This is a genomic window from Nostoc sp. UHCC 0870 (genome assembly GCF_022063185.1).
Taxonomy (GTDB): Bacteria; Cyanobacteriota; Cyanobacteriia; order Cyanobacteriales; family Nostocaceae; genus Trichormus.
This window is the reverse complement of the sequence record NZ_CP091913.1, coordinates 2,716,049-2,734,266: the sequence shown is the minus strand read 5'-3', so window position 1 is coordinate 2,734,266 and position 18,218 is coordinate 2,716,049. Positions and strand designations below refer to the sequence as shown.

Genomic DNA, 18,218 nt, shown 5'->3' with positions numbered 1-18,218 from the left:
GAATCTTTGAGATGTTTCGCTTCGCTCAACATGACAGCTTCAGCATTTATGCAAGAGGTCTATTCTCTGAAAAACTTTGTAGTTTCGTGAACTACCCCTAAAAAACATTACCCCTCTCCGCCGCCGGAGAAGGGTTAAAGATGAGACATTAAAATTCTCACTAGCTGACACTCAGCAATTAGGACTTCAGCAAAACCTAATAAGCATCCTGCAACTCATAGAAATCAGGCGAGATGTAATCCTTACGCAAAGGCCAACCCACCCAATCTTCAGGCATCAAAATCCGCTTCAAATTGGGGTGTCCTTCGTAGATAATGCCGAACATATCGTAAGATTCGCGTTCCTGCCAATCTGCCGTCTTCCAAATCCAGTAAACAGAAGGCACTACAGGATTTTCCCGTGGTAAGAACACCTTCACCCGGATTTCTTCAGGTCGGTCAGCATTATCACCCACTTTCACCAAGTGATACACACTGACTAAATCCTCTCCTGGCCCAAGGTCAATACCTGATTGAAACTGGAGATAATTAAACCCGTAAGCGTACAGGGCTGTAGCGATAGGAAGCAGGAAATCTGGCGGGACTTTAATTATCTCTACGCCGTTCTTATCAGCTGTCAAAGACTCATGAGCAAAGCCATTTTCTGTCAGCCACTGGGAAATTTGACCGGCTGGAACTATAGCCTCTGTCTCTGCGGGAACTGGTTTTACTTCTTCATCAGCCACGGCCTTGTTCCTCCTTCTGTGTCTTTCCTGTCAACAGTGCAGGTGGAACAGGTAAACCGATTGCTTCGGTTAATTCCTTGGGTGGGTTGAAGCGGGTTTCTGACTGCATATACTTACCAGTTAAAATTTCTGGTACTGGTTTCATATTATGAGTCGTGCTGTAGAAACGGTGGGTTTGTTTAATTTGACCCCGTTCCTGCATCGAATCATTAGCAATCTTCTTCCGCAACTTAATAATTGCGTCAATAATTGCTTCAGGACGAGGAGGACAACCCGGTAAATACACATCCACAGGAATCAGTTTATCGACTCCGCGTACAGCCGTGGGAGAATCAACACTAAACATCCCGCCTGTAATTGTACAAGCTCCCATCGCAATTACATATTTAGGTTCGGGCATTTGTTCATAAAGACGCACCAATTGGGGGGCCATCTTCATGGTGATTGTCCCGGCTGTAATAATCAAATCAGCTTGACGAGGACTAGAACGGGGAATTAATCCGAAGCGGTCAAAGTCAAAACGTGAGCCAATTAAAGCTGCAAACTCAATAAAGCAGCAAGCTGTACCAAACAGCAAAGGCCACAGACTAGAAAGCCTCGCCCAGTTGTAGAGGTCATCAACCGTAGTCAAAATTACGTTTTCTGACAGGTCTTGAGTGACTTTAGGACGCTCAATGGGGTTGATGATGCGCTCTTTGTCCTGGGTGGTTAAATTAGAATTTAAGACCATTCCAAAGCTCCTTTACGCCACGCGTAAACTAGGGCGACTACAAGAATTGCAATAAAAATCAGTGCTTCAATGAATGCCAATAACCCCAGACGGTGAAAGGCTACCGCCCAAGGATAGAGAAACACAGTCTCCACATCAAAGACTACGAAGACTAGAGCAAACATGTAGTAGCGGATGTTGAACTGAATCCAGGCCCCTCCGATGGGTTCCATCCCAGATTCATAGGTGGTGCGACGTTCCAGGCTGTTACCCGTGGGTCTGAGAAGCTTGGACGCAGACAGTGCTAAGGCAGGAACTAGGCTACAGATAATGAAAAAGCCTAGAAGGTATTCGTAACCGCTAAGGACAAACACAATGAATATCTACCGCTTATAGTGTAAATAACGCTGTTACTTTCTTTTACATTATATCTGTTTAGTTTTTCTGAAATCTGTGAAACAGACGGATTTCAGGTATTTGATTCATTTGTGAGGGTGATAGAAAAGTCTAACGAATATGTCATAATTTGTAACGTATATTTAATAATTCCTCTTTGCGAGACCTGAGTCATGAGCGAACAAGCTGTTGAGACTACAGCGTTAGACCGCTACGAGTGTCGCGCCTGTGGTTATGTTTATGAACCTGAAAAGGGTGATGATAAGCATGATATTTCTTCAGGGACACCTTTTTTAGAACTGCCAGTAAATTGGCGTTGTCCTGTTTGTACGGCTAAAAAAACTGCTTTTAGCAATATTGGACCAGCAGGCACAGCATCCGGTTTCAAAGAAAATCTCAGTTATGGTTTAGGTGTAAATACCCTAACCCCAAATCAGAAAAATCTCCTGATTTTTGGTGCTTTGGGTCTTGCCATTTTGTTTTTTATTAGTCTCTACGGCTTGCAGTGAGACTGGAGACAGGGGCGCAGTGGCGCAGTGGAGAAGAGCAGCAGAGGCGCAGTGGGCAGATGAGAAAACTATACTCAGCACCGGCTAAACGCCGCGCTACCGCTAACAGAACTCAGCACTCAGCACTCAGCACTCAGCACTCAGCACTCAATCAGCTTTTTCTACTAGATAGGTAAACTTTTTAGAGAAACCTTACACAAATTTAGAAACAAATACAAAAAAATCTCATGCGATCGATGTCTATTGTGAAAAGTTGGCAGAAAATCTTTGCTTTGTTGATGGTCGTTTTCTTGTGTATTGGTTGTAGCAAAGTTCCCTCTATAAGCTACAACCCTTGGGCAGTTATTTCTGTGCCAACTGAGGCAAAACTGCTAGATATCGGCTTTACTAGCAATCCTCAACATGGTTTCCTCGTTGGTAGCAACACCACCCTTTTGGAAACCAATGATGGTGGCGACACTTGGCAGCCTCTCAAATTAGAATTAGATGATGATCGGTATCGGTTTGATTCAGTAAGTTTTGCTGGACAAGAAGGTTGGATTGCTGGAGAGCCTTCTTTGCTACTGCACACCACTGATGAGGGTCATTCTTGGTCACGTATTCCTCTAAGTTCTCAGCTACCAGGTAATCCCATTTCTATTTATGCTTTGGCTGAGAATACAGCTGAAATGGCTACTGATGTAGGCGCAATATACAAAACTACAGATGGTGGCAAAAACTGGAAAGCTCAGGTGGAAGCAGCAGTAGGGGTAGTACGTAACTTAGAACGTTCTGCTGATGGCAAATATGTAGCCGTTTCTGCTAAGGGAAGCTTTTACTCGATTTGGGAACCAGGACAAGATAGTTGGAATCCTCATAACCGCAATAGTTCCCGTCGGGTAGAAAATATGGGATTTGCTCAAGATGGTCAGTTGTGGTTACTAGCAAGAGGAGGTCAGGTACAGTTTAGTGACCCGACTAAACCAGATGAGTGGCTAAAAGCTGAAACTCCTGAACTTTCTACCAGTTGGGGTTTATTAGATTTAGCTTATCGCACACCCGATGAACTTTGGATTGGTGGCGGTAGCGGTAATTTACTCATGAGTACCGATGGCGGTAAAACCTGGGAAAAAGACCGTGATGTAGAAGCAGTTGCAGCTAATTTTTACAAGATCGTTTTTTTCCAGCCTGAACAAGGATTTATCATTGGCGATCGCGGCGTACTGCTAAAATATCAACCCAATATGGCTAAATCTGCCAAAACACCAGCAGCCGCTTAGATAATTTAGGTTTTCATTATCTTGCAGTTTTATGAGAAGCAAGTTGTAACTTGTAACTCTTTCTAAACTTTGTAGGATAATAAACTCAATAACATTTTTGTAAAGGTGGGTATCTAAATGTCAGGGACTACTGGAGAACGTCCGTTTTCCGATATTGTTACCAGTATTCGTTACTGGGTAATCCATAGCATCACCATTCCAGCATTATTTATTGCCGGTTGGCTATTTGTCAGCACCGGGCTGGCTTATGATGTGTTTGGCACTCCTCGTCCTAATGAGTATTTCACACAAGCTCGGCAAGAAGTGCCAATTGTGAATAATCGTTTTGATGCGAAAAAGCAAGTTGACCAACTTATTGGAAATTAGTTTGAAATCATGACTAGCGGCAATAACATCAACCAACCAGTTACCTATCCTATTTTTACGGTTAGATGGCTTGCAGTGCATACATTAGCTGTGCCTACCGTATTCTTTTTGGGCGCGATCGCCTCAATGCAATTTATTCAACGGTAAATCATGGAAAAAACGCCCAACCCGAATAATCAGCCGGTAGAACTTAACCGGACTTCTCTGTACCTGGGACTACTACTAGTTTTTGTTCTAGGGATTCTGTTTTCCAGTTACTTCTTTAACTAACTGGAACTCTGGTTTTGAATCTGGGTTTATTGAACCTGTGTTGATTTTTTATTAAGAGAGGAGGAAAATCTGTGTCTGCTGGAACTGGGAGAATTCCCCTGTGGGTCGTCGCTACGATCGCAGGTTTAGGTGTAATAACTGTTGTAGGTATTTTCTTTTATGGGGCCTACGCTGGAATCGGTTCTTCGATGTAACTTGAAATTGAACCAATTCATCTAGCACTTGTTTAAAAATTTTCATTAAAAAGCCGCCTGTTCTTTTGGACAGGCGGTCTTTTAATTATTGATTAGTCAACCAATCAAGTTAATTAACCAATATCATCGCGTTCAATGTATAACATCATGAACGCCATTGCTACTGCTGGAAAAACCAAACCAGTCAGAGGAACTAAGATAGAGGGCAAAAATGAAGCTGCCATAGTAAAGATTCCTGTTAAGTTACACTACAATTCAAGACGAGCTTACTGCAAATTCAACCCAATTTTTTTAAATTCTCAAGATTTTTAACACAGAGTCTATTCAGGGAGTAATCACAGACCGAATAATTCGTCTAGTTGTAAATTCGGCAAATCTGGAGGAATTACAGTGCGAAATACCGTAACTTTGTGACTTTCTTGTTGAGTAGCTCTGTTTAACGCGATCGCCTCTATGCGAATTTCTAAGCAGCCAAAAGGAATATTCAAGGGAATCATCACTTCCATTCCCCCGGAGGAATTAGGTAACAAATCTGTCAGCAAGTGAGGGCCATCTAGCAACCAGCGAGTTTGACAATCTTCCACCCATAACTTAGCCACTACCTGTGGTGGCACTTTAGGTAGTTCCACTCTCACCCTAATAGAATTACCTGCAATCAGTTCACCTTCAGGTACGTGCAGTTGAGGAATTGGCAAAGGTTCGATGGGTTCTTCACTCAGGGAAGTAAAAATAGATAAACTGGCCATTGATGGATTTTCTACTTGAAAAACATCGCTTTTGCTTAAATCCACCTCTTCCTCAGCAAATATATCATCTACAACAATTTCTTGGGCTAACCAAGCCAGAGTTGTCTCGATTTCCTCCACAGGTAATAGTTCTGGTGCAGGAATTAAAGTAGTAGATTCTGGTTCATATTCTTGATTTTCTATCTCCTCATCACCAAAAGTATCAGTCTCTATAATTGCTGTTGCTACATCTCCACTCACTTCCAACGTTGTAGCCTCATCACCAAAAGTATCAGTCTCTGTAATTGCTGTTGCTACATCTCGACTCGCTGCCAAAGTTGTAGCCTCATCACTCACAGTAGGCAGAGGTGGTTTCTCAACTGTGATCTGATGGTCTAACACCTCTGGGTCTGAATATTGCATTTCTGTGGCTTCAGGCAAGGTATAACCTTGGCTCTGCATCCATTTTCTGATCAGAGGCGATGAGTAAGAAGGTGGTAAATTAGGTGTTTCCTGGACTAAATCATCACTTGATTCCGAGGTTGCCAGAGTTTCTTGTTCAGGGTTAGCAGCAGGGATTAATTCTGGAGTTGGGATAACTTCCGATTCGCCTAGGAAATCATCCGTAAATTGAGCCTGATCATTCCCATATTCTTCAGTATTTTCCGATATTTGTAAATCTATTTCTGGTAATATCTCAGCAGCTTGAATATTTAAAGTATCGGTAATTTCGCTATTCACTGCTTCAGTTTCAGTAGCAGCAGGTTGTAGGCGTTTGAGGTAGGGAAAACTACTGCCCAGCATCCGCGATCGCCGATTTTTAATCACCAATTGCTCCAAGTTAATGGGAGCAGGAGTCATGGGAACTGTAATTTCATCCTGTGTCATCACAGGGGGTTCTAGATCAAATTCTGCTACTGTGTCCTGACTAGCGATGGGCTGCGTCCCACTGTAGGTCATCGCCTCAGTTTGATTCTCAGGCAACTTTGGCAATTGTAGCCCACGGGAATCAACCTCTTTCTTGATTGATAGCAGTTCCATTGACCCTGGTAAGGCTAGATTTGGAACTGGATAGGTTAGCGGTGATTGTCCGGCTGAAGGAGTTTTCACCAAATTGAATAATTCCAAATCAAGGCTTATTGATGGTTCAGGCGTTGATGTGGGTGGGGTGCTAGTTTCATAACTAGATTGGGTTGTCGTCGTCACTGCCAACAATTGTGTGACATCTGCTGTAATCGTGAAGGACTGGCTAGCTAAAAGTGTTACTTCCCCAGCATTCGAGACAGAGCCATATAAACTAATATCTGCCAAAATTAGCTTTGATTCACACTCAGCCGGAATATCAATTGCAGAACGGAGAGTAAAAGGTAGTGCTTGATCTCCTAAAGATTGCCGTATCTGAGTCAAAACGTCCAAGCTTTGAGGCGATCGCAGTTCAATCCTCAATTCCAAATCATAAAAATGTTCGTGCTTTAATTCTTGCTCTGGCTGATAATTTTCTTGTAACGCGACATTCCCATGAATTGTGAGTACATGACCCCAACGAGTAATATAAGTTTCCCGATCTAAAGTCAATACTAGAGGGCATTGGGGCTGTTGTGGCGGAGATTCCGCAACTTTTTCCTCTGCGATTAGTGGGTCAGAGGTCGGTAATGCTAAATCAATTAAATTTTGTAAAATCTGCTCGGCTGTTTCACCTTTCACCCAAACTGGGTTAACAGGCTCATCAATCAATGCTTCTTGATCCAAACCTGTAGCTAAAAGTTGGCTCTGGGGAGCGATCGCTAGTTCTGTAAACTCATCAGATACCAAACTGCTCTCAGATGGATCATTAAATGATCCTGGCTCTGTAGAAGCATCTGGCTCGTGTACTTCCTGAGACAATACCTGTAAATAAACACCATATTGCCAGGATTGTCCTAACATATCCGACATCAAATCCCCGGAACAGCGCAACTCCCAAATCCCCGGTTTGAGGTAGGTAAAAGGAATCACCGCCATTAAGCCGTCCGAGTTAGTACGACGTAACCGCTTCTGAATGCGCCGTTTTGGTGGTGTTTCCTGGTGGGAAAAGTGAGTAACACGTACTTCTATATCCCTATGAGGAAGTTGTGATAGAGCCAAAACCCTATACCGACCTTCAATAATCTCCGTGCTTGGCGATTCTAGAGATTGCCAGGAGCGATCGCCCTGTTTCTGAATCAGAAATTGCCAGTGTTCCATTGTAAGTGATGTCCAGACCGAAGAGCAGCTGAGAAATTTTTTGCATTATATTGCTAGCAAGTTTACCTCAGCAATCTGTAATTGCATCACTGTAATGTAATTTTTTGATTCAGATCGTCATACTTTCAATAAATAATTTAAGTTGGGTTTAGGCAACTCCCACTCAACGCAACATCAGGATAGAGTAGATTCCACTCATCCTGATCAATACCAAATATAGCTACACTTCAAGATTTACTCAAAGCGTCAAATACTATATTGTTTTTGGTAGTAAGCCAATATTTGCTGTACACGTTGCCGACTTTCCACATTAGAGTTTGCTGTCCAAGAAATATACAAGCCGGCAATTTGACTTTGATGGTAGTCAAACTCTTGAGAAGTCTGAGGGATTAAATCCACTTCTACCCCTGCTACTTGGCACAGATGGGCTGCTATCTCTCGATATACCGCTAATGGTAAACCAGCAAACTCAATTTTTTCTTTAGTCTCCATCCTTATGAAACTCCAACACTATCGGTATTTGAGGTAGGTGTTGTCACAGAAACAGGATTTGTTGTTGCAGGTGTTGTACCTGTTGGTACTTCACCTACTGTTCTGGCAACCTCTATACCGTATTGTTCCAGAATTACAATCGGATTAGAACCTTCATTCATTTCAATTCGTTTCACCAAAACACCATTCGCCAGTCGCTGTCCTGCTTCCACATAACGACTTGTAAGTTCATTTGGTATTTTGATAATTGCTTGGGGTGCTTTACCAATAATCACAACGCCTGTCACCATCACAGCTTTTGCTAAATCAGGCTGTGCTGGCGGTGGTAAAACTGAAACTAAGGTGGGATTAGGCACTACCTGCGGTAAAACTTTAGGTAAGACGGGAGTTAAGCTAGGTGGCTTTACTACCCGCGCTAATTTGTTTGGCGTTGAAGTAGTTTTGTTGGTGCTGGTATTCCCCTTCTGGGGTTTAGTAGCAGGTGGTAAAGGCGGTACAGAAGGAACTGGTCTAACACTTATAGTTTGTGACATTTCGGGGACTACTTGCCCGACAATTTGGGCAAATGGGTCAATCCGTCCCTTGGAAACTAAAATTATCCGTTCTGTAGCATTGGTAGGTTGAATTAAATTGGAGGCCGCCCCTGTCAGTTTTGTTGTTGGCTGACCAGACACTACAGGGTTATTAAAAGATTGAGCTGCTGCGGCTGGTGATTTGGCAACAGGTGTTGCACTGGGGATAGGATTAGCAGCTTGTTGTGTATCTTCTGTAGCGCATCCAGCGATCGCTACAGTCATAATAGCTGCAACTAAGATTTTTGATGTTCTGCCCATTAGCCGTTCTCAAACGCTATAGGAAATGATTGATCGAAATCCACTCTGCTGATATTCCCAGCAGAGTGTTGTTATCTTTATAACCTAATTTTTCCCATTTCAGCAGTTATTTTTAACACTAAAATTTCAGAATAAATACTGTTGACTCGATGAAAATTTAATCTTCTGCTGTACACATGAGATGTTTCAACAAGTCCAATCCTTTTTTGACTCTCCGGGAAACAGTAACTACACTAATCCCCAAATGTTCTGCTACTTGTTTCTGTGTCAAATCTTGTAGAAATACACACTCTAAAACTTCGCGGGTGCGTTGTTCTAACTGAAACAATGCTTGTTGTAAGCGAATCTGATCTTCTTGCGCTAATTGAAAACTGCGATATTGGTGATCTGGAACTAATTCACCCAGACTAGTAGATCCTTCTTCGCCATCTTGAATGGGAACATCTAAACTCAGAGGCGCACGGTTTACCCAAGCTAATTTAATTTCTTGCCATTCGTTTGGAGAAATTTCTAGTGCTGCTGCTAATTCCGAGTCAGTAGGTTGGCGATTGTATTTTACTCGCAAAGAACGAGAAACCCCTATTGCACGTTGTTGCAGTGCTAAGTAGCGTCTGGGAATCCTAACTGTGACACCTTTATCTCGAAGATAGTGTTGGATTTCGCCCCGAATATAGGGAATAGCGAAGGAACTAAAAGCATGACCTTTGGTCAGTTCAAATCTTTCAATCGCCCGAATTAAACCCAAGCAACCAACCTGAACTAAATCATCATAGTTTTCATGGCATTGATTTATCCAGTAGTGAGCTTCTTTTCTCACCAGACCTAAATTAAGTTTTACCAGTTGATTGCGGACAGTTTCTGAGCGAGATAGCTGATATTCTCGCAACAACTGCCAAATTTCGCACTTCAGTTCATTGGTAGTTGAGGTAGGCATAGCACCGGGTTTATTTAATTAATAAACAATCAATTACTGACTTTTAAACAAGGCGTTTATGGCGCGATATTAAAATAAATATCGTGCTACATAGCTCAGGAAAATTTGTAGTCGGTGACAGTTTTACAGTTTTTATGATCAAAATACTCAGGAACTGACAAGCGAGCCAAATTTGAATGCGCGAAAATAGTTTTGTCTTTTGTATTTATTCTTTGTATTGGATGTAGCTTTATTGAGGTACATAGAGATAAAATATATAATTTTCGGTTAAATTAAAAACCGAAATTGTACTTAATTTATTTAATAAATAATAAATTTGGCTATTCAATATATTTGAGTAAGTTACTGACCCTTGATTCTCAGTGAAGCTACTATATAAATCAACTGTAATTTATATCCTCTTTAAAGTAGACTGTGTAATCATTGGTGACAAGTTAAGGATAGGACTTACGCAACTGGCATATTTTTGATGTAGGGGAGGCAAAAAGCGGTGTGGATTTTCCTCCCGCTTTATTGTCGTTGTGTGAGGCTGCGAAAGTATTTGAACGTAGTCATGAGACTTATAGCGTCACGCACCAACTATCGATTGTGACACTTGCATAAGTTCTGAAGGAAAAGGGAAAATTGTCAAGGGTAGTATTTGCAGAGGTCAAAAATCATGAGAAACTCGGTGTAGACAAGTAGTTGAGCGATTGAGACCAGCCATGACCCCCAGCCGAAAAATATTCTCGTGACCACGCGAAAAAGAAACACAGACCACTGGTGGAAGACGAAGTAATAGCCGAGCAATTGAAAAGATTACTGACACCAGCCATTACAAATCTAGAAAATTACTACCAAAAATTAGGAATCAGAGAACGGATACTTAATTTACCGTTGATGATGGCGGCGGTATTAACCCTACTTATTAGAAAAAATAGGTCTTGTATTTGTTATTAAGAAATAATCGAGCGATCACTTGGTAGATAAAAGCTCTAGAATTCACAAATAGCAAATGCTTTCAGAGAGTAACAGAACAGTGTTAAAATAATGTTTTTTACCTAAATCACTTAATTGATGAACTCAAATACAGTGAAACCTTACTCAAACATTTTTGCTGCTTGACCTATTAATTAATCTTAGCTCGTAAGCTGTAACTACCGGATTCTCCTCCCGCAAAAGTATTAGCCAGAAGATAGTAAACCCCATTTTCTGGCAAAGTGACAGTCAATTTAGCATTGAAATTGTTGGGAGCAATATCATCATTGGTGGCTATAAGTTTCTCTTTAGCAGGTAGAAGTAAGTAAAGGTTCACATCTATTTGTTTACTATTCATCTCAATAGTCACTTGCTGACCTGCTTTGCCTTCAAACACATAAATGTGAAAATAGCTATTGTTAGGTAAAGTGCGATCGCCTGATTTTAATGTAGCTTGTACAACTTGACCATTGAATTTTGTGCCAAATTTCATTACCATCAGCATCTAATAAAATTATTGATGGATCAATCTCTTGACTTGTCATTTCAATCAAAATTTCATCATTTTTTTGTCCCTGTAAAGTATATATTTTATAGTGCTTATTATTTGGTAACACTGCATCACCCTCACCAATTTTAGCATTAACAATTTCACCTTTAGTAATTTTTTCCCCTTCCTGATAATTAAAAGTAGGTGAATTTTTTGTAGGGATAATAGGAGCTATACTTTCTTGAAAATCTCCCCTGTTAGCTTTTTGTTTAACTGTTGTTAATACTTGTGATTGAGATATTTGAGGTGGAGTTATCAGTTTTTGTAAAAATAAAGTATAAATTGCCAAATCTATGCTACAAAATGCAATTGCCCCAGCTACACCTTTCAACCAAAATGTAGGTGCTTGCCAGTGCAATTGACCAATATTTAAAACCTGACCAAGCATAAAATAACACCAAACCTAAATATATATTTTACGCCTTTGATGCTGGAGTTTGCGGAGCCATTTGCTAGATATAATCTGAATGCAGAAATGGAAATACTTTCCCAGTCATAGGTCTTTGTGGTGAAATTAAGGGTTTTTTCACCACAGAGACACAGAGACACGGAGAGATTATTTAGTAGGGTCCGATTTTGGTTAATAAATCAAACATGGGTAGGAAGTAGCAGGAGGCGATTAAAAAGACGATGGAAGCTACTAGCCATAAAATTACATCCCTGTCAGAACTACGTAAGAAGGTTTGTAAAGTAAATGGCTCACGTTGTTTATAGCCTCTCATTGAAGGTGGCAACTTGTCACGATAATCAGTGCCGTAGCGTGCCATTCTTTCAAAGGGTAACTCGCCTTGGGAACGCTGGGGTAAAATTCGTCGCCGTTGGTAAGGAACGGTACTATCACCAAAGTTATCGATGTATTCTTCGCTGTTGAGCAAATCGTTAATGAAGCCTTTTAGTCCTTTGGTCGCAAGGACGATAGACCAGGCGAGTTTTTCGCGATCGCTATAAATATTCCGCCCTAGAATTCTTTGTACACAGAGTTCTACAAAGCGGTAATTATTATTGGACTCGTAATTGAGCCGTCTAAACGAATCGGATAAGACTAATCCGCTAATAAAATCTTTGACTGTGATCTGTCCTGCTTTGAGTTGAGATTCCAGGAAGATTTGACGATTACTGGACAGCATTTGCTGTTCATGAAAAATTTGGCGATAGGCTGCCACAATCAAGACATCCATTTCACTGGCTGACAACAGGTTCTCAGTTGTGTAAACTCTAGGCTGTTCATCACCAGGTATCTCAAAGCTAGTCACACGCTGATTTTGAGATGAAGGGGCATACTCCAACAAAGGAATTGACATAATGAACACCTTTATGATATATGAAACGCACGTAAAAAATTCCGTTATTGTATCGAATTAGCAGCTAGCAATGACCGCAGCTTCTAACTACGGGTGATGTAACTGCTATCCATCTACGGAACTCAAAATCCAGAATACGCTTGTGTAGAGATTTCGCCTGTTGATTTGCGAAAGTAAGTAGTAATTCGTAACATTTGATCGTCAGTCCTACTCATTCTCCGCGCCAAAACGCTAAGGGGTTCTGAGTGGGACGGCAATCAGGATAAAATCGCAGGTGAGATTCTATAGCAGATTCCCTAGGGGGGGGTGCAATTCCCAATCCGAGACAGAGGTGAGAGAGCGATCGCGCAAATTGTTCTTGATGTCCCGGAAAACCGACATGAGCATGGGCATATTCGTGGACAACTAAGCGCAACCAGTCTGCCGGCACAACTCGCCCTACATCAATCAGAATGGTAATTGGATGTGTCTGGAGGTTACAGAGAGCATCAATCCCAAAACCCTGAGCAATAGGAGCAGCACAAATTTGAATAGGAGGTTGCTCCCAAGGGTGAAAACAATCGTGGCAAGCCTGAAGATATTTTTCCAGTTGTCTGTTCACCCCATCAATATGCTCACTGATCCAGGCGCACAGAGGAATGCGGTTATTCATATCATAAACCACATCTATCATCTCTGAGTCAAGAGCTAGACACCTAACTCCATAAAGGTAGTCTAACCCTCGTGCTACTGGATCGGTACTGCTGGTAATGATTAATTTACCAACCAAAGAAGGAGAAGTGTTTTGTGGGTTGAGCCGCATTGTTAATCTGGTCAGGAGTCAGGTTAGAAGCAACCTCTGAAGCATCTGCAATCCGAAATTCGGTACAAAAGGTAGCAGTGCTAAAACCACCAAACCGTTTGACTGTACTGGTTCGCATCCTGAGACTGGGGCTGACAAACCAAAATCTCTCAATTGAACTCATTGTTTCATATTCAGTCGTCAAGACTAACGCATCTTCATCATCCATGTGATAGCGTCCTGCTACTGGGACAATTTCGGCATAGCCTCGTTCTCGCAGCAATGAACCTTGGCGGGGGTTATCTGCATCAGGAATTAGGGAGAAGACTGTAGAGCCTTCATGATTTTCTTCTTCTTTATCCCATCCCATTGCTCCTTGCCAAGTGACAAAAGCACCACCGATCGCTAATTTGGGGTCAACCTCATGGAGTTGGCAAATTTCAATCACTTGAGGATGATCAGCAGCAAAGGCTTGCACCTGGATGTCTGATTCCCCAGCTTCCGATCGCTTGAAGGCCAGGTGGTGTGTCGTTCGCTGCGATCGCCATCTACCTGTACTTAGTTCAAAAAACTCCATTGCATCCATAAAAACCTAACTCCAAACAACAAGTTGAAAACCCTCTGCTCATAAATTATAAAACGTTAAGAAGTTGCCAACAAAAACTTATACCAAAGAAGCGGACGCGACTGAAGTCGCTACAACAAACTGTATATTTCGTTTATTCGCAATCGTCTAAAAGTGTCTACTTGTCAAGTAGGTGTAACGTTTGTTAACCTTACATCTATAGTCTAGATCAAGCTAATGTTGCGAAACACCGGAGAATAGAAATTATGGATATTCCAATGGAGCTGAACTTAGAGCAAAAATTCAACCTCAAACTTTACGAAGAGCAGGTTAAGGGATTAAGCCAGGAAGAATCTCAAAAATTCCTCTTGGAGGTGCTGCGACAGTTAATGGTCAAAGACAATATGATTAAGCATCTTCTCCAGCAACTTTAGGCTAACCTCTCACGAAAAATACCAATTAATCCCCCTAGTTTCGCCTTGAATAAAGAATTTCACATAGTTTCCCCAGTCGGGGTAGTCCTGGCTGGGGTATTGTTTTTGTCATAAGACCTCACGGTATGCGGGAAACTCAGTCACTTCAGTGCTGAGAGGGAAGCGACACGGGCGAATGAGAGTCTCATGGAATCTTCTAAGTTGAGTAGTTATATCCATCTTTTCTATGTATATGCGTACAAGCTTTGTAGCTAACTCCTTGAACCAATCCATTCTTAGTTGATATATTAAAAACGCTAACTAATCTCTCAACTTCTAAACAATCTTGTATACTGCGTTTCATGCTGCATACTTGCTAAAGATAAGCCCCAACTACAGCAACTCAGGTCATCATCTTCTAATTCCATTATTTCTATTGTGGCAGAAGTAATTAATGGTTGTAAATTTAGTAATATTTCTTGTCCGGCTGTTTGTCCGAGGGGGATGAGTTTTACTCCAGCCGTCATTAAATTAGTTGCCCAGCTATGCAGATATGCTAGTAAAGCGGCTTGAGGATGGATTTGCCAATGAGCAGCAGCAACACCAAAAGCGATCGCATAATTGCAAGGATTACTCACAGCGTTGGCTAAATCTAATACTTGCGGTTGTATTTTAGCAAGTAATTGCATGAGCGATCGCCCCATTTGCCAGCTAGAATTACGTAATTCTTGGGTTTCCCTAGCAGCCGATAACCACACATTCCAATAGCGCAATCTTTCCAAATCACCTGTAGTCACAGCCTCATGCACTCTGACTATTACCGCCGTTTCTAATCGAATTGCCCCATAACGCAATTCTGCCTCTAACCAATGTTTGAGGGTGTCTTTGTTGGTAATTGTGCCATGTTCTACTAATGTTTCTATTCCTTCCGAATAGCTGTATGCTCCCACAGGTAAGGCGGAACTGGCTAGCTGCAAGAGATGCAATAAATGACTATCCGTGAGGGTGATGGTGTCCATAAGCACCGACCTCCGGCTGAAATGGGATAATTTCTTCTGTGATTTCCAGCCCCATCTGTTCTAACAGGGTGCGTAAAACTGGGTCTGGAGATAAACGTAAATAATTGCAGGTAATTTCTACAGGTACATGACGATTACCCAAATGGTATGCAGCCCGCATTAATAAAATTGGCGTAGGGGCGATAACAGTTAAAACCTGTTCTGGTTTAGCGGTAATTCTAATAAAACTGCCATTGGTTTCATCTTGTAGAATATCCCCATCCCACAACACCGTCCCCCTAGGTAAACGTAAAAACACCACCTTACCGTCTTCTGTTTCAAAGCGGTGACGGCTGCGGGTACGTTCTTCTGCTGTCAGTGCCAAAGTAAAAGTGACTGTTATCTCAGGGTTTGGTGGTTGTCTTTGCGTCAAGGTGAGCATAATTATGTAATTCGTAATGGACTAACGTCCCGCTCCGCTAACGTAATTCGTAATTCGTAATTAAGATACAAGAAAATGGGAGTAGATTAATATTTTCTACTCCCCAAAGGTATACCATCCAGAAATTTTAATCTTGATATAGCGGTTTGCAGTTGAGTCTAATACAGACCTAACCCCCAGCCCCTTCCCTAGTAGGGAAGGGGGGAATATGTAGAGACGTTGCATGCAACGTCTCTACAGTTGTAGGAGAGAGGTTTAAAGAGAGGTTAGAGTGTATTGCATACAAACGAGAAGTGCTATAACTGTTAACTGATTTAAGTCAATTCCAGCCAACCTTGATAACCGGTGACAATACGATTTCCATCTTTGAGGATGTGAACTTCTATCTGGTCGCTAGCCCAAGAAATTTTGTCAGCAAAAGCTGGGTTAAATACGCGAACTTTTTGATTCCGAGAGGAAACAGGGGAATCTGGAGAATTAATTGCTAAAGTTTCTACAAACGGCCCATCAATCAAAATATCTAATTGTGCTAATAATTCTTGAGAACCTGGAGGTGCGGATTCTGATTGGAGTTGCTTGAGGGTAAAACCACTAAAAGACATGACATTTAAACCAGCAGCTTTTAGCTTACGGGCTAAATCAGCTAGGGCTGGTGCTTGCCAAAATGGTTCTCCACCAGAAAATGTCACGCCGGTATTTTGGGGTTTGCTTAAAATTTGCTCAACTAGACTATCAACAGTTACTAGTTGGTTCATCTCAAATGTCCAGGAATCGGGATTAAAACAGCCAGGACATTCCCTCGGACACCCTTGTACCCAAACAACAGCACGACAACCAGGTCCATTCACTTCTGATTCATCAATATAACCCATGATGTTAAGATGACCAGAGGGAATTTCTGGGCGTATTAGTGATAGGTTGGTTTGTTCGGTTTCCATCTGTTGATTCCTTGTAAACGGTGAACTATGACAAAGCTATCGGGGCGCAGCGTACTGGAATTTTGGTTGCATCGTAAATGGCATCAGCTAAAGCATTGAGGACATTGACACTGATACACTTAAGTTGGCTCAAATTACCACACCCGGATTCAACCGCATTATTCCCCCTAGTATCCAACTGACGAACCAAAGCGCGGGGTCGAGATGGAATGTTAAGTTGAATTTCATCAGGACTCAGACGCTGTAACAGTTGGATATAATCTTCTAGCATTTCTGTCGTCCAGGAAGACAAAACCATTGTTTGGATAGCGAGATGTCCTGTATATTCCCCGCGAAATTGGGCAATACCTGCCAAAATATCTGGTAGATTTATTATCCCTACTGGGTGATTGATGCGCTGCCATTGATGTGACGAAATGGCATCTAATTTAACAGATACAATATCAGCTAGTTGCAAAGCGTCGCGTACCATGCGATCGCCTAGGAGTGAACTGTTAGTTAATACTACCGTTGGCAGTTTTGTCAACTGTTTGGCGATCGCTAAAATTTCATCTAAATTTAAGGCTAATGTCGGTTCACCACTACCACTGAGGGTAACTACATCTATTTTTTTATTGGGTAATAGCGATCGCCGCAAATCCTCAATGATTTGAGATGTAGGTACAAAAATCTGGCGTTCAGTGGTGTGTACTTGAATTTGCCCTAATTGACAGTAGACGCAATTAAACGAGCAACTAGAAACTTCTCCAATTGGATCAATACCCAGCGATCGCCCAAATCGCCAAGATTTGACCGGCCCGTAGACTAAGGAATGACGGGAATTTTCTGTAGATTGTATGGCGTTCATACTTATTCTCTCGCTGGCATGGCGATCGTCTAGGTGTTACTATCCACAATTTACAATTAGAAGATGAGGAAGTTGTGAAGCAACTAGGATCTGCTTGCTGTTCTGTATCCTTAAATTACCCGTAACTAAACGGTATTCTCTTATATCTTCTCTATCAGCTCACTTCTTGACCCAATTTTTAGTCTAAATATAAGAGTCTAAACTCCAGTAAGAAACGCTATAAGCTGTCATGGTCTAATATCTATGTTGAGTTTCCGAGTCCATGTTGGGTTGCGCTACGCGTAACCCAACCTTGTATATTGAGGGAAGTAGTAGACCGTCACAACCTTGGTCAAAATAGACTGCTTCGTAGCATGGGTCACTACAACAATCTCTTTGACAGAACTCGAACAGTCGCCAGGGGCAAAACTTTAAGTTTAAGTATAGAGAATTAAAGTATACAGTCCGTATCGGGCAAGGATGAGTGAAATCAAGGGGATGAAAATCTACCAAGATTGAGGTTATCTGTGAGGGTGAAAGATGGAAAATACTGGTCAATGGGTAGGAATTCATGTCAGTAAAGCCAATCTAAGAAATTGGCTCTGACTGCTTGCGTTCATAAAATGTTAGTCATTTTAAATGCTATGGTCAGAGACAATTTACCTTGGCGCGTTAATGATGAATCTGCAACTGTGTCTTCATAATTGAGATCATCTTTTTATACCAAGATGATTCACCATAGCTTGTTGTGCTTTGACTTCTGTGTTTACCGATCGCAGCATGACTGGCTCGCTTTGGAATGTTGTTTTTTCC

General features: G+C 41.7%; 25 protein-coding genes and 2 pseudogenes. 10 read left to right on the top strand and 17 right to left on the bottom strand.

Translation table 11 applies throughout. The features are described from left to right. Positions 1-196: 196 nt before the first annotated feature. Genes L6494_RS11920 through ndhC form a run of 3 tightly spaced genes read right to left on the bottom strand, consistent with a single transcriptional unit; the run spans position 197 to position 1,807 of the window. Entirely contained in the window at positions 197-724 is a 528-nt protein-coding gene (locus tag L6494_RS11920) for an NAD(P)H-quinone oxidoreductase subunit J (protein WP_237995069.1), read from the bottom strand. Next, entirely contained in the window at positions 717-1,454 is a 738-nt protein-coding gene (gene ndhK / locus L6494_RS11915) for a photosynthetic/respiratory NAD(P)H-quinone oxidoreductase subunit K (RefSeq protein WP_237995067.1), read from the bottom strand. Before ndhK ends, L6494_RS11920 begins: the two co-directional genes overlap by 8 nt. Then, complete coding sequence (ndhC, locus tag L6494_RS11910) at positions 1,445-1,807, bottom strand: photosynthetic/respiratory NAD(P)H-quinone oxidoreductase subunit C (protein ID WP_190702296.1); 363 nt, start codon at positions 1,805-1,807, stop codon at positions 1,445-1,447. Before ndhC ends, ndhK begins: the two co-directional genes overlap by 10 nt. Before the next feature lie 195 nt (positions 1,808-2,002). Here ndhC and L6494_RS11905 point away from each other — a divergent pair, with 195 nt between their 5' ends. The 7 genes from L6494_RS11905 (at position 2,003) to L6494_RS11875 (ending at position 4,427) form a co-directional block, all read left to right on the top strand. Beyond that, entirely contained in the window at positions 2,003-2,338 is a 336-nt protein-coding gene (locus tag L6494_RS11905) for a rubredoxin (protein WP_237995065.1), read from the top strand. Then, positions 2,335-2,514, top strand: coding sequence for a hypothetical protein (locus tag L6494_RS11900; RefSeq protein WP_237995063.1), 180 nt, complete (start codon positions 2,335-2,337; stop codon positions 2,512-2,514). Before L6494_RS11905 ends, L6494_RS11900 begins: the two co-directional genes overlap by 4 nt. Before the next feature lie 60 nt (positions 2,515-2,574). Beyond that, entirely contained in the window at positions 2,575-3,597 is a 1,023-nt protein-coding gene (locus L6494_RS11895; RefSeq protein ID WP_237995979.1) for a photosynthesis system II assembly factor Ycf48, read from the top strand. 117 nt (positions 3,598-3,714) lie between these two features. Beyond that, complete coding sequence (gene psbE, locus L6494_RS11890) at positions 3,715-3,963, top strand: cytochrome b559 subunit alpha (protein WP_237995061.1); 249 nt, start codon at positions 3,715-3,717, stop codon at positions 3,961-3,963. Between the two features lie 9 nt (positions 3,964-3,972). After that, a complete protein-coding gene (gene psbF / locus L6494_RS11885) occupies positions 3,973-4,110 on the top strand; it encodes a cytochrome b559 subunit beta (protein WP_011318656.1) in 138 nt (45 codons plus the stop codon). 3 nt (positions 4,111-4,113) lie between these two features. After that, a complete protein-coding gene (locus L6494_RS11880; RefSeq protein WP_237995059.1) occupies positions 4,114-4,233 on the top strand; it encodes a photosystem II reaction center protein L in 120 nt (39 codons plus the stop codon). Between the two features lie 71 nt (positions 4,234-4,304). Then, entirely contained in the window at positions 4,305-4,427 is a 123-nt protein-coding gene (locus tag L6494_RS11875) for a photosystem II reaction center protein J (RefSeq protein ID WP_015139786.1), read from the top strand. A 113-nt stretch (positions 4,428-4,540) separates the two neighbouring features. Here the strand turns inward: L6494_RS11875 and psaI are convergent, their stop codons facing one another. The 5 genes from psaI to L6494_RS11850 all read right to left on the bottom strand — a co-directional run bounded on the left by psaI (position 4,541) and on the right by L6494_RS11850 (position 9,634). Continuing rightward, entirely contained in the window at positions 4,541-4,651 is a 111-nt protein-coding gene (psaI, locus tag L6494_RS11870) for a photosystem I reaction center subunit VIII (protein ID WP_237995057.1), read from the bottom strand. 111 nt (positions 4,652-4,762) lie between these two features. After that, complete coding sequence (locus L6494_RS11865; RefSeq protein ID WP_237995054.1) at positions 4,763-7,375, bottom strand: hypothetical protein; 2,613 nt, start codon at positions 7,373-7,375, stop codon at positions 4,763-4,765. A gap of 246 nt (positions 7,376-7,621) precedes the next feature. Further along, the gene (locus L6494_RS11860) at positions 7,622-7,867 is read right to left on the bottom strand and encodes a hypothetical protein (RefSeq protein ID WP_237995053.1); all 246 of its coding nucleotides are present in this window, start codon (positions 7,865-7,867) and stop codon (positions 7,622-7,624) included. 2 nt (positions 7,868-7,869) lie between these two features. Next, positions 7,870-8,700 carry a hypothetical protein gene (locus tag L6494_RS11855; RefSeq protein WP_237995051.1) on the bottom strand — a complete coding sequence of 277 codons (831 nt, stop codon included), beginning with the start codon at positions 8,698-8,700 and terminating at the stop codon, positions 7,870-7,872. A 157-nt stretch (positions 8,701-8,857) separates the two neighbouring features. Next, the gene (locus L6494_RS11850) at positions 8,858-9,634 is read right to left on the bottom strand and encodes an RNA polymerase sigma factor SigF (protein WP_237995049.1); all 777 of its coding nucleotides are present in this window, start codon (positions 9,632-9,634) and stop codon (positions 8,858-8,860) included. A gap of 759 nt (positions 9,635-10,393) precedes the next feature. Between L6494_RS11850 and L6494_RS11845 the strand changes: the two are divergent. Then, positions 10,394-10,546: pseudogene (locus L6494_RS11845) on the top strand (IS4 family transposase); the annotation flags it as partial. Between the two features lie 196 nt (positions 10,547-10,742). Here L6494_RS11845 and L6494_RS11840 read toward each other — a convergent pair. The 5 genes from L6494_RS11840 to L6494_RS11820 all read right to left on the bottom strand — a co-directional run bounded on the left by L6494_RS11840 (position 10,743) and on the right by L6494_RS11820 (position 13,809). Continuing rightward, positions 10,743-10,949 carry a hypothetical protein gene (locus L6494_RS11840; protein ID WP_237995046.1) on the bottom strand — a complete coding sequence of 69 codons (207 nt, stop codon included), beginning with the start codon at positions 10,947-10,949 and terminating at the stop codon, positions 10,743-10,745. Between the two features lie 61 nt (positions 10,950-11,010). Then, on the bottom strand, positions 11,011-11,529 hold the full coding sequence (locus L6494_RS11835) for a hypothetical protein (RefSeq protein WP_237995044.1): 519 nt from the start codon (positions 11,527-11,529) through the stop codon (positions 11,011-11,013). Between the two features lie 172 nt (positions 11,530-11,701). After that, positions 11,702-12,442, bottom strand: a complete 741-nt coding sequence (locus L6494_RS11830; RefSeq protein WP_237995042.1) for a phycobilisome rod-core linker polypeptide — start codon at positions 12,440-12,442, stop codon at positions 11,702-11,704. Between the two features lie 211 nt (positions 12,443-12,653). Further along, positions 12,654-13,244 (bottom strand): hypothetical protein, encoded by a 591-nt coding sequence (locus L6494_RS11825; protein WP_237995039.1) that lies wholly within the window; start codon positions 13,242-13,244, stop codon positions 12,654-12,656. Then, positions 13,201-13,809: a phycobiliprotein lyase gene (locus L6494_RS11820; protein WP_237995037.1), complete on the bottom strand. Its 609-nt coding sequence runs from the start codon at positions 13,807-13,809 to the stop codon at positions 13,201-13,203. The genes L6494_RS11825 and L6494_RS11820 overlap by 44 nt, the downstream gene beginning before the upstream one ends. A gap of 245 nt (positions 13,810-14,054) precedes the next feature. Here L6494_RS11820 and L6494_RS11815 point away from each other — a divergent pair, with 245 nt between their 5' ends. Next, positions 14,055-14,222 (top strand): NblA/ycf18 family protein, encoded by a 168-nt coding sequence (locus tag L6494_RS11815; protein ID WP_237995036.1) that lies wholly within the window; start codon positions 14,055-14,057, stop codon positions 14,220-14,222. A 308-nt stretch (positions 14,223-14,530) separates the two neighbouring features. Here the strand turns inward: L6494_RS11815 and L6494_RS11810 are convergent, their stop codons facing one another. From L6494_RS11810 to L6494_RS11795, 4 genes are all read right to left on the bottom strand, one after another. Further along, positions 14,531-15,220, bottom strand: coding sequence for an urease accessory protein UreF (locus L6494_RS11810; protein ID WP_237995035.1), 690 nt, complete (start codon positions 15,218-15,220; stop codon positions 14,531-14,533). Beyond that, entirely contained in the window at positions 15,195-15,641 is a 447-nt protein-coding gene (gene ureE, locus L6494_RS11805) for an urease accessory protein UreE (protein ID WP_237995034.1), read from the bottom strand. The genes L6494_RS11810 and ureE overlap by 26 nt, the downstream gene beginning before the upstream one ends. Positions 15,642-15,955: 314 nt before the next feature. Next, on the bottom strand, positions 15,956-16,579 hold the full coding sequence (locus L6494_RS11800; RefSeq protein WP_237995033.1) for a 4Fe-4S single cluster domain-containing protein: 624 nt from the start codon (positions 16,577-16,579) through the stop codon (positions 15,956-15,958). 25 nt (positions 16,580-16,604) lie between these two features. Beyond that, a complete protein-coding gene (locus tag L6494_RS11795) occupies positions 16,605-17,426 on the bottom strand; it encodes a radical SAM protein (protein WP_237995032.1) in 822 nt (273 codons plus the stop codon). A 563-nt stretch (positions 17,427-17,989) separates the two neighbouring features. Between L6494_RS11795 and L6494_RS31145 the strand changes: the two are divergent. Continuing rightward, positions 17,990-18,109, top strand: a pseudogene (locus L6494_RS31145) (IS110 family transposase); the annotation flags it as partial. Between the last annotated feature and the right edge of the window lie 109 nt (positions 18,110-18,218).

Excerpts from the sequence above, each read along its gene's own strand:
- L6494_RS11830 (WP_237995042.1), bottom strand. The coding sequence starts at position 12,442 with ATGTCAATTCCTTTGTTGGAGTATGCCCCTTCATCTCAAAATCAGCGT.
- L6494_RS11800 (WP_237995033.1), bottom strand. The coding sequence starts at position 16,579 with ATGGAAACCGAACAAACCAACCTATCACTAATACGCCCAGAAATTCCC.
- psaI (WP_237995057.1), bottom strand. The coding sequence starts at position 4,651 with ATGGCAGCTTCATTTTTGCCCTCTATCTTAGTTCCTCTGACTGGTTTG.
- L6494_RS11835 (WP_237995044.1), bottom strand. The coding sequence starts at position 11,529 with ATGCTTGGTCAGGTTTTAAATATTGGTCAATTGCACTGGCAAGCACCT.
- L6494_RS11880 (WP_237995059.1), top strand. The coding sequence starts at position 4,114 with ATGGAAAAAACGCCCAACCCGAATAATCAGCCGGTAGAACTTAACCGG.
- L6494_RS11810 (WP_237995035.1), bottom strand. The coding sequence starts at position 15,220 with ATGGACACCATCACCCTCACGGATAGTCATTTATTGCATCTCTTGCAG.
- L6494_RS11795 (WP_237995032.1), bottom strand. The coding sequence starts at position 17,426 with ATGAACGCCATACAATCTACAGAAAATTCCCGTCATTCCTTAGTCTAC.
- L6494_RS11820 (WP_237995037.1), bottom strand. The coding sequence starts at position 13,809 with ATGGATGCAATGGAGTTTTTTGAACTAAGTACAGGTAGATGGCGATCG.
- psbE (WP_237995061.1), top strand. The coding sequence starts at position 3,715 with ATGTCAGGGACTACTGGAGAACGTCCGTTTTCCGATATTGTTACCAGT.
- L6494_RS11850 (WP_237995049.1), bottom strand. The coding sequence starts at position 9,634 with ATGCCTACCTCAACTACCAATGAACTGAAGTGCGAAATTTGGCAGTTG.
- L6494_RS11865 (WP_237995054.1), bottom strand. The coding sequence starts at position 7,375 with ATGGAACACTGGCAATTTCTGATTCAGAAACAGGGCGATCGCTCCTGG.
- L6494_RS11840 (WP_237995046.1), bottom strand. The coding sequence starts at position 10,949 with ATGAATAGTAAACAAATAGATGTGAACCTTTACTTACTTCTACCTGCT.
- L6494_RS11905 (WP_237995065.1), top strand. The coding sequence starts at position 2,003 with ATGAGCGAACAAGCTGTTGAGACTACAGCGTTAGACCGCTACGAGTGT.
- L6494_RS11895 (WP_237995979.1), top strand. The coding sequence starts at position 2,575 with ATGTCTATTGTGAAAAGTTGGCAGAAAATCTTTGCTTTGTTGATGGTC.
- L6494_RS11860 (WP_237995053.1), bottom strand. The coding sequence starts at position 7,867 with ATGGAGACTAAAGAAAAAATTGAGTTTGCTGGTTTACCATTAGCGGTA.
- L6494_RS11855 (WP_237995051.1), bottom strand. The coding sequence starts at position 8,700 with ATGGGCAGAACATCAAAAATCTTAGTTGCAGCTATTATGACTGTAGCG.
- ureE (WP_237995034.1), bottom strand. The coding sequence starts at position 15,641 with ATGCTCACCTTGACGCAAAGACAACCACCAAACCCTGAGATAACAGTC.
- ndhK (WP_237995067.1), bottom strand. The coding sequence starts at position 1,454 with ATGGTCTTAAATTCTAATTTAACCACCCAGGACAAAGAGCGCATCATC.
- L6494_RS11815 (WP_237995036.1), top strand. The coding sequence starts at position 14,055 with ATGGATATTCCAATGGAGCTGAACTTAGAGCAAAAATTCAACCTCAAA.
- psbF (WP_011318656.1), top strand. The coding sequence starts at position 3,973 with ATGACTAGCGGCAATAACATCAACCAACCAGTTACCTATCCTATTTTT.
- L6494_RS11825 (WP_237995039.1), bottom strand. The coding sequence starts at position 13,244 with ATGCGGCTCAACCCACAAAACACTTCTCCTTCTTTGGTTGGTAAATTA.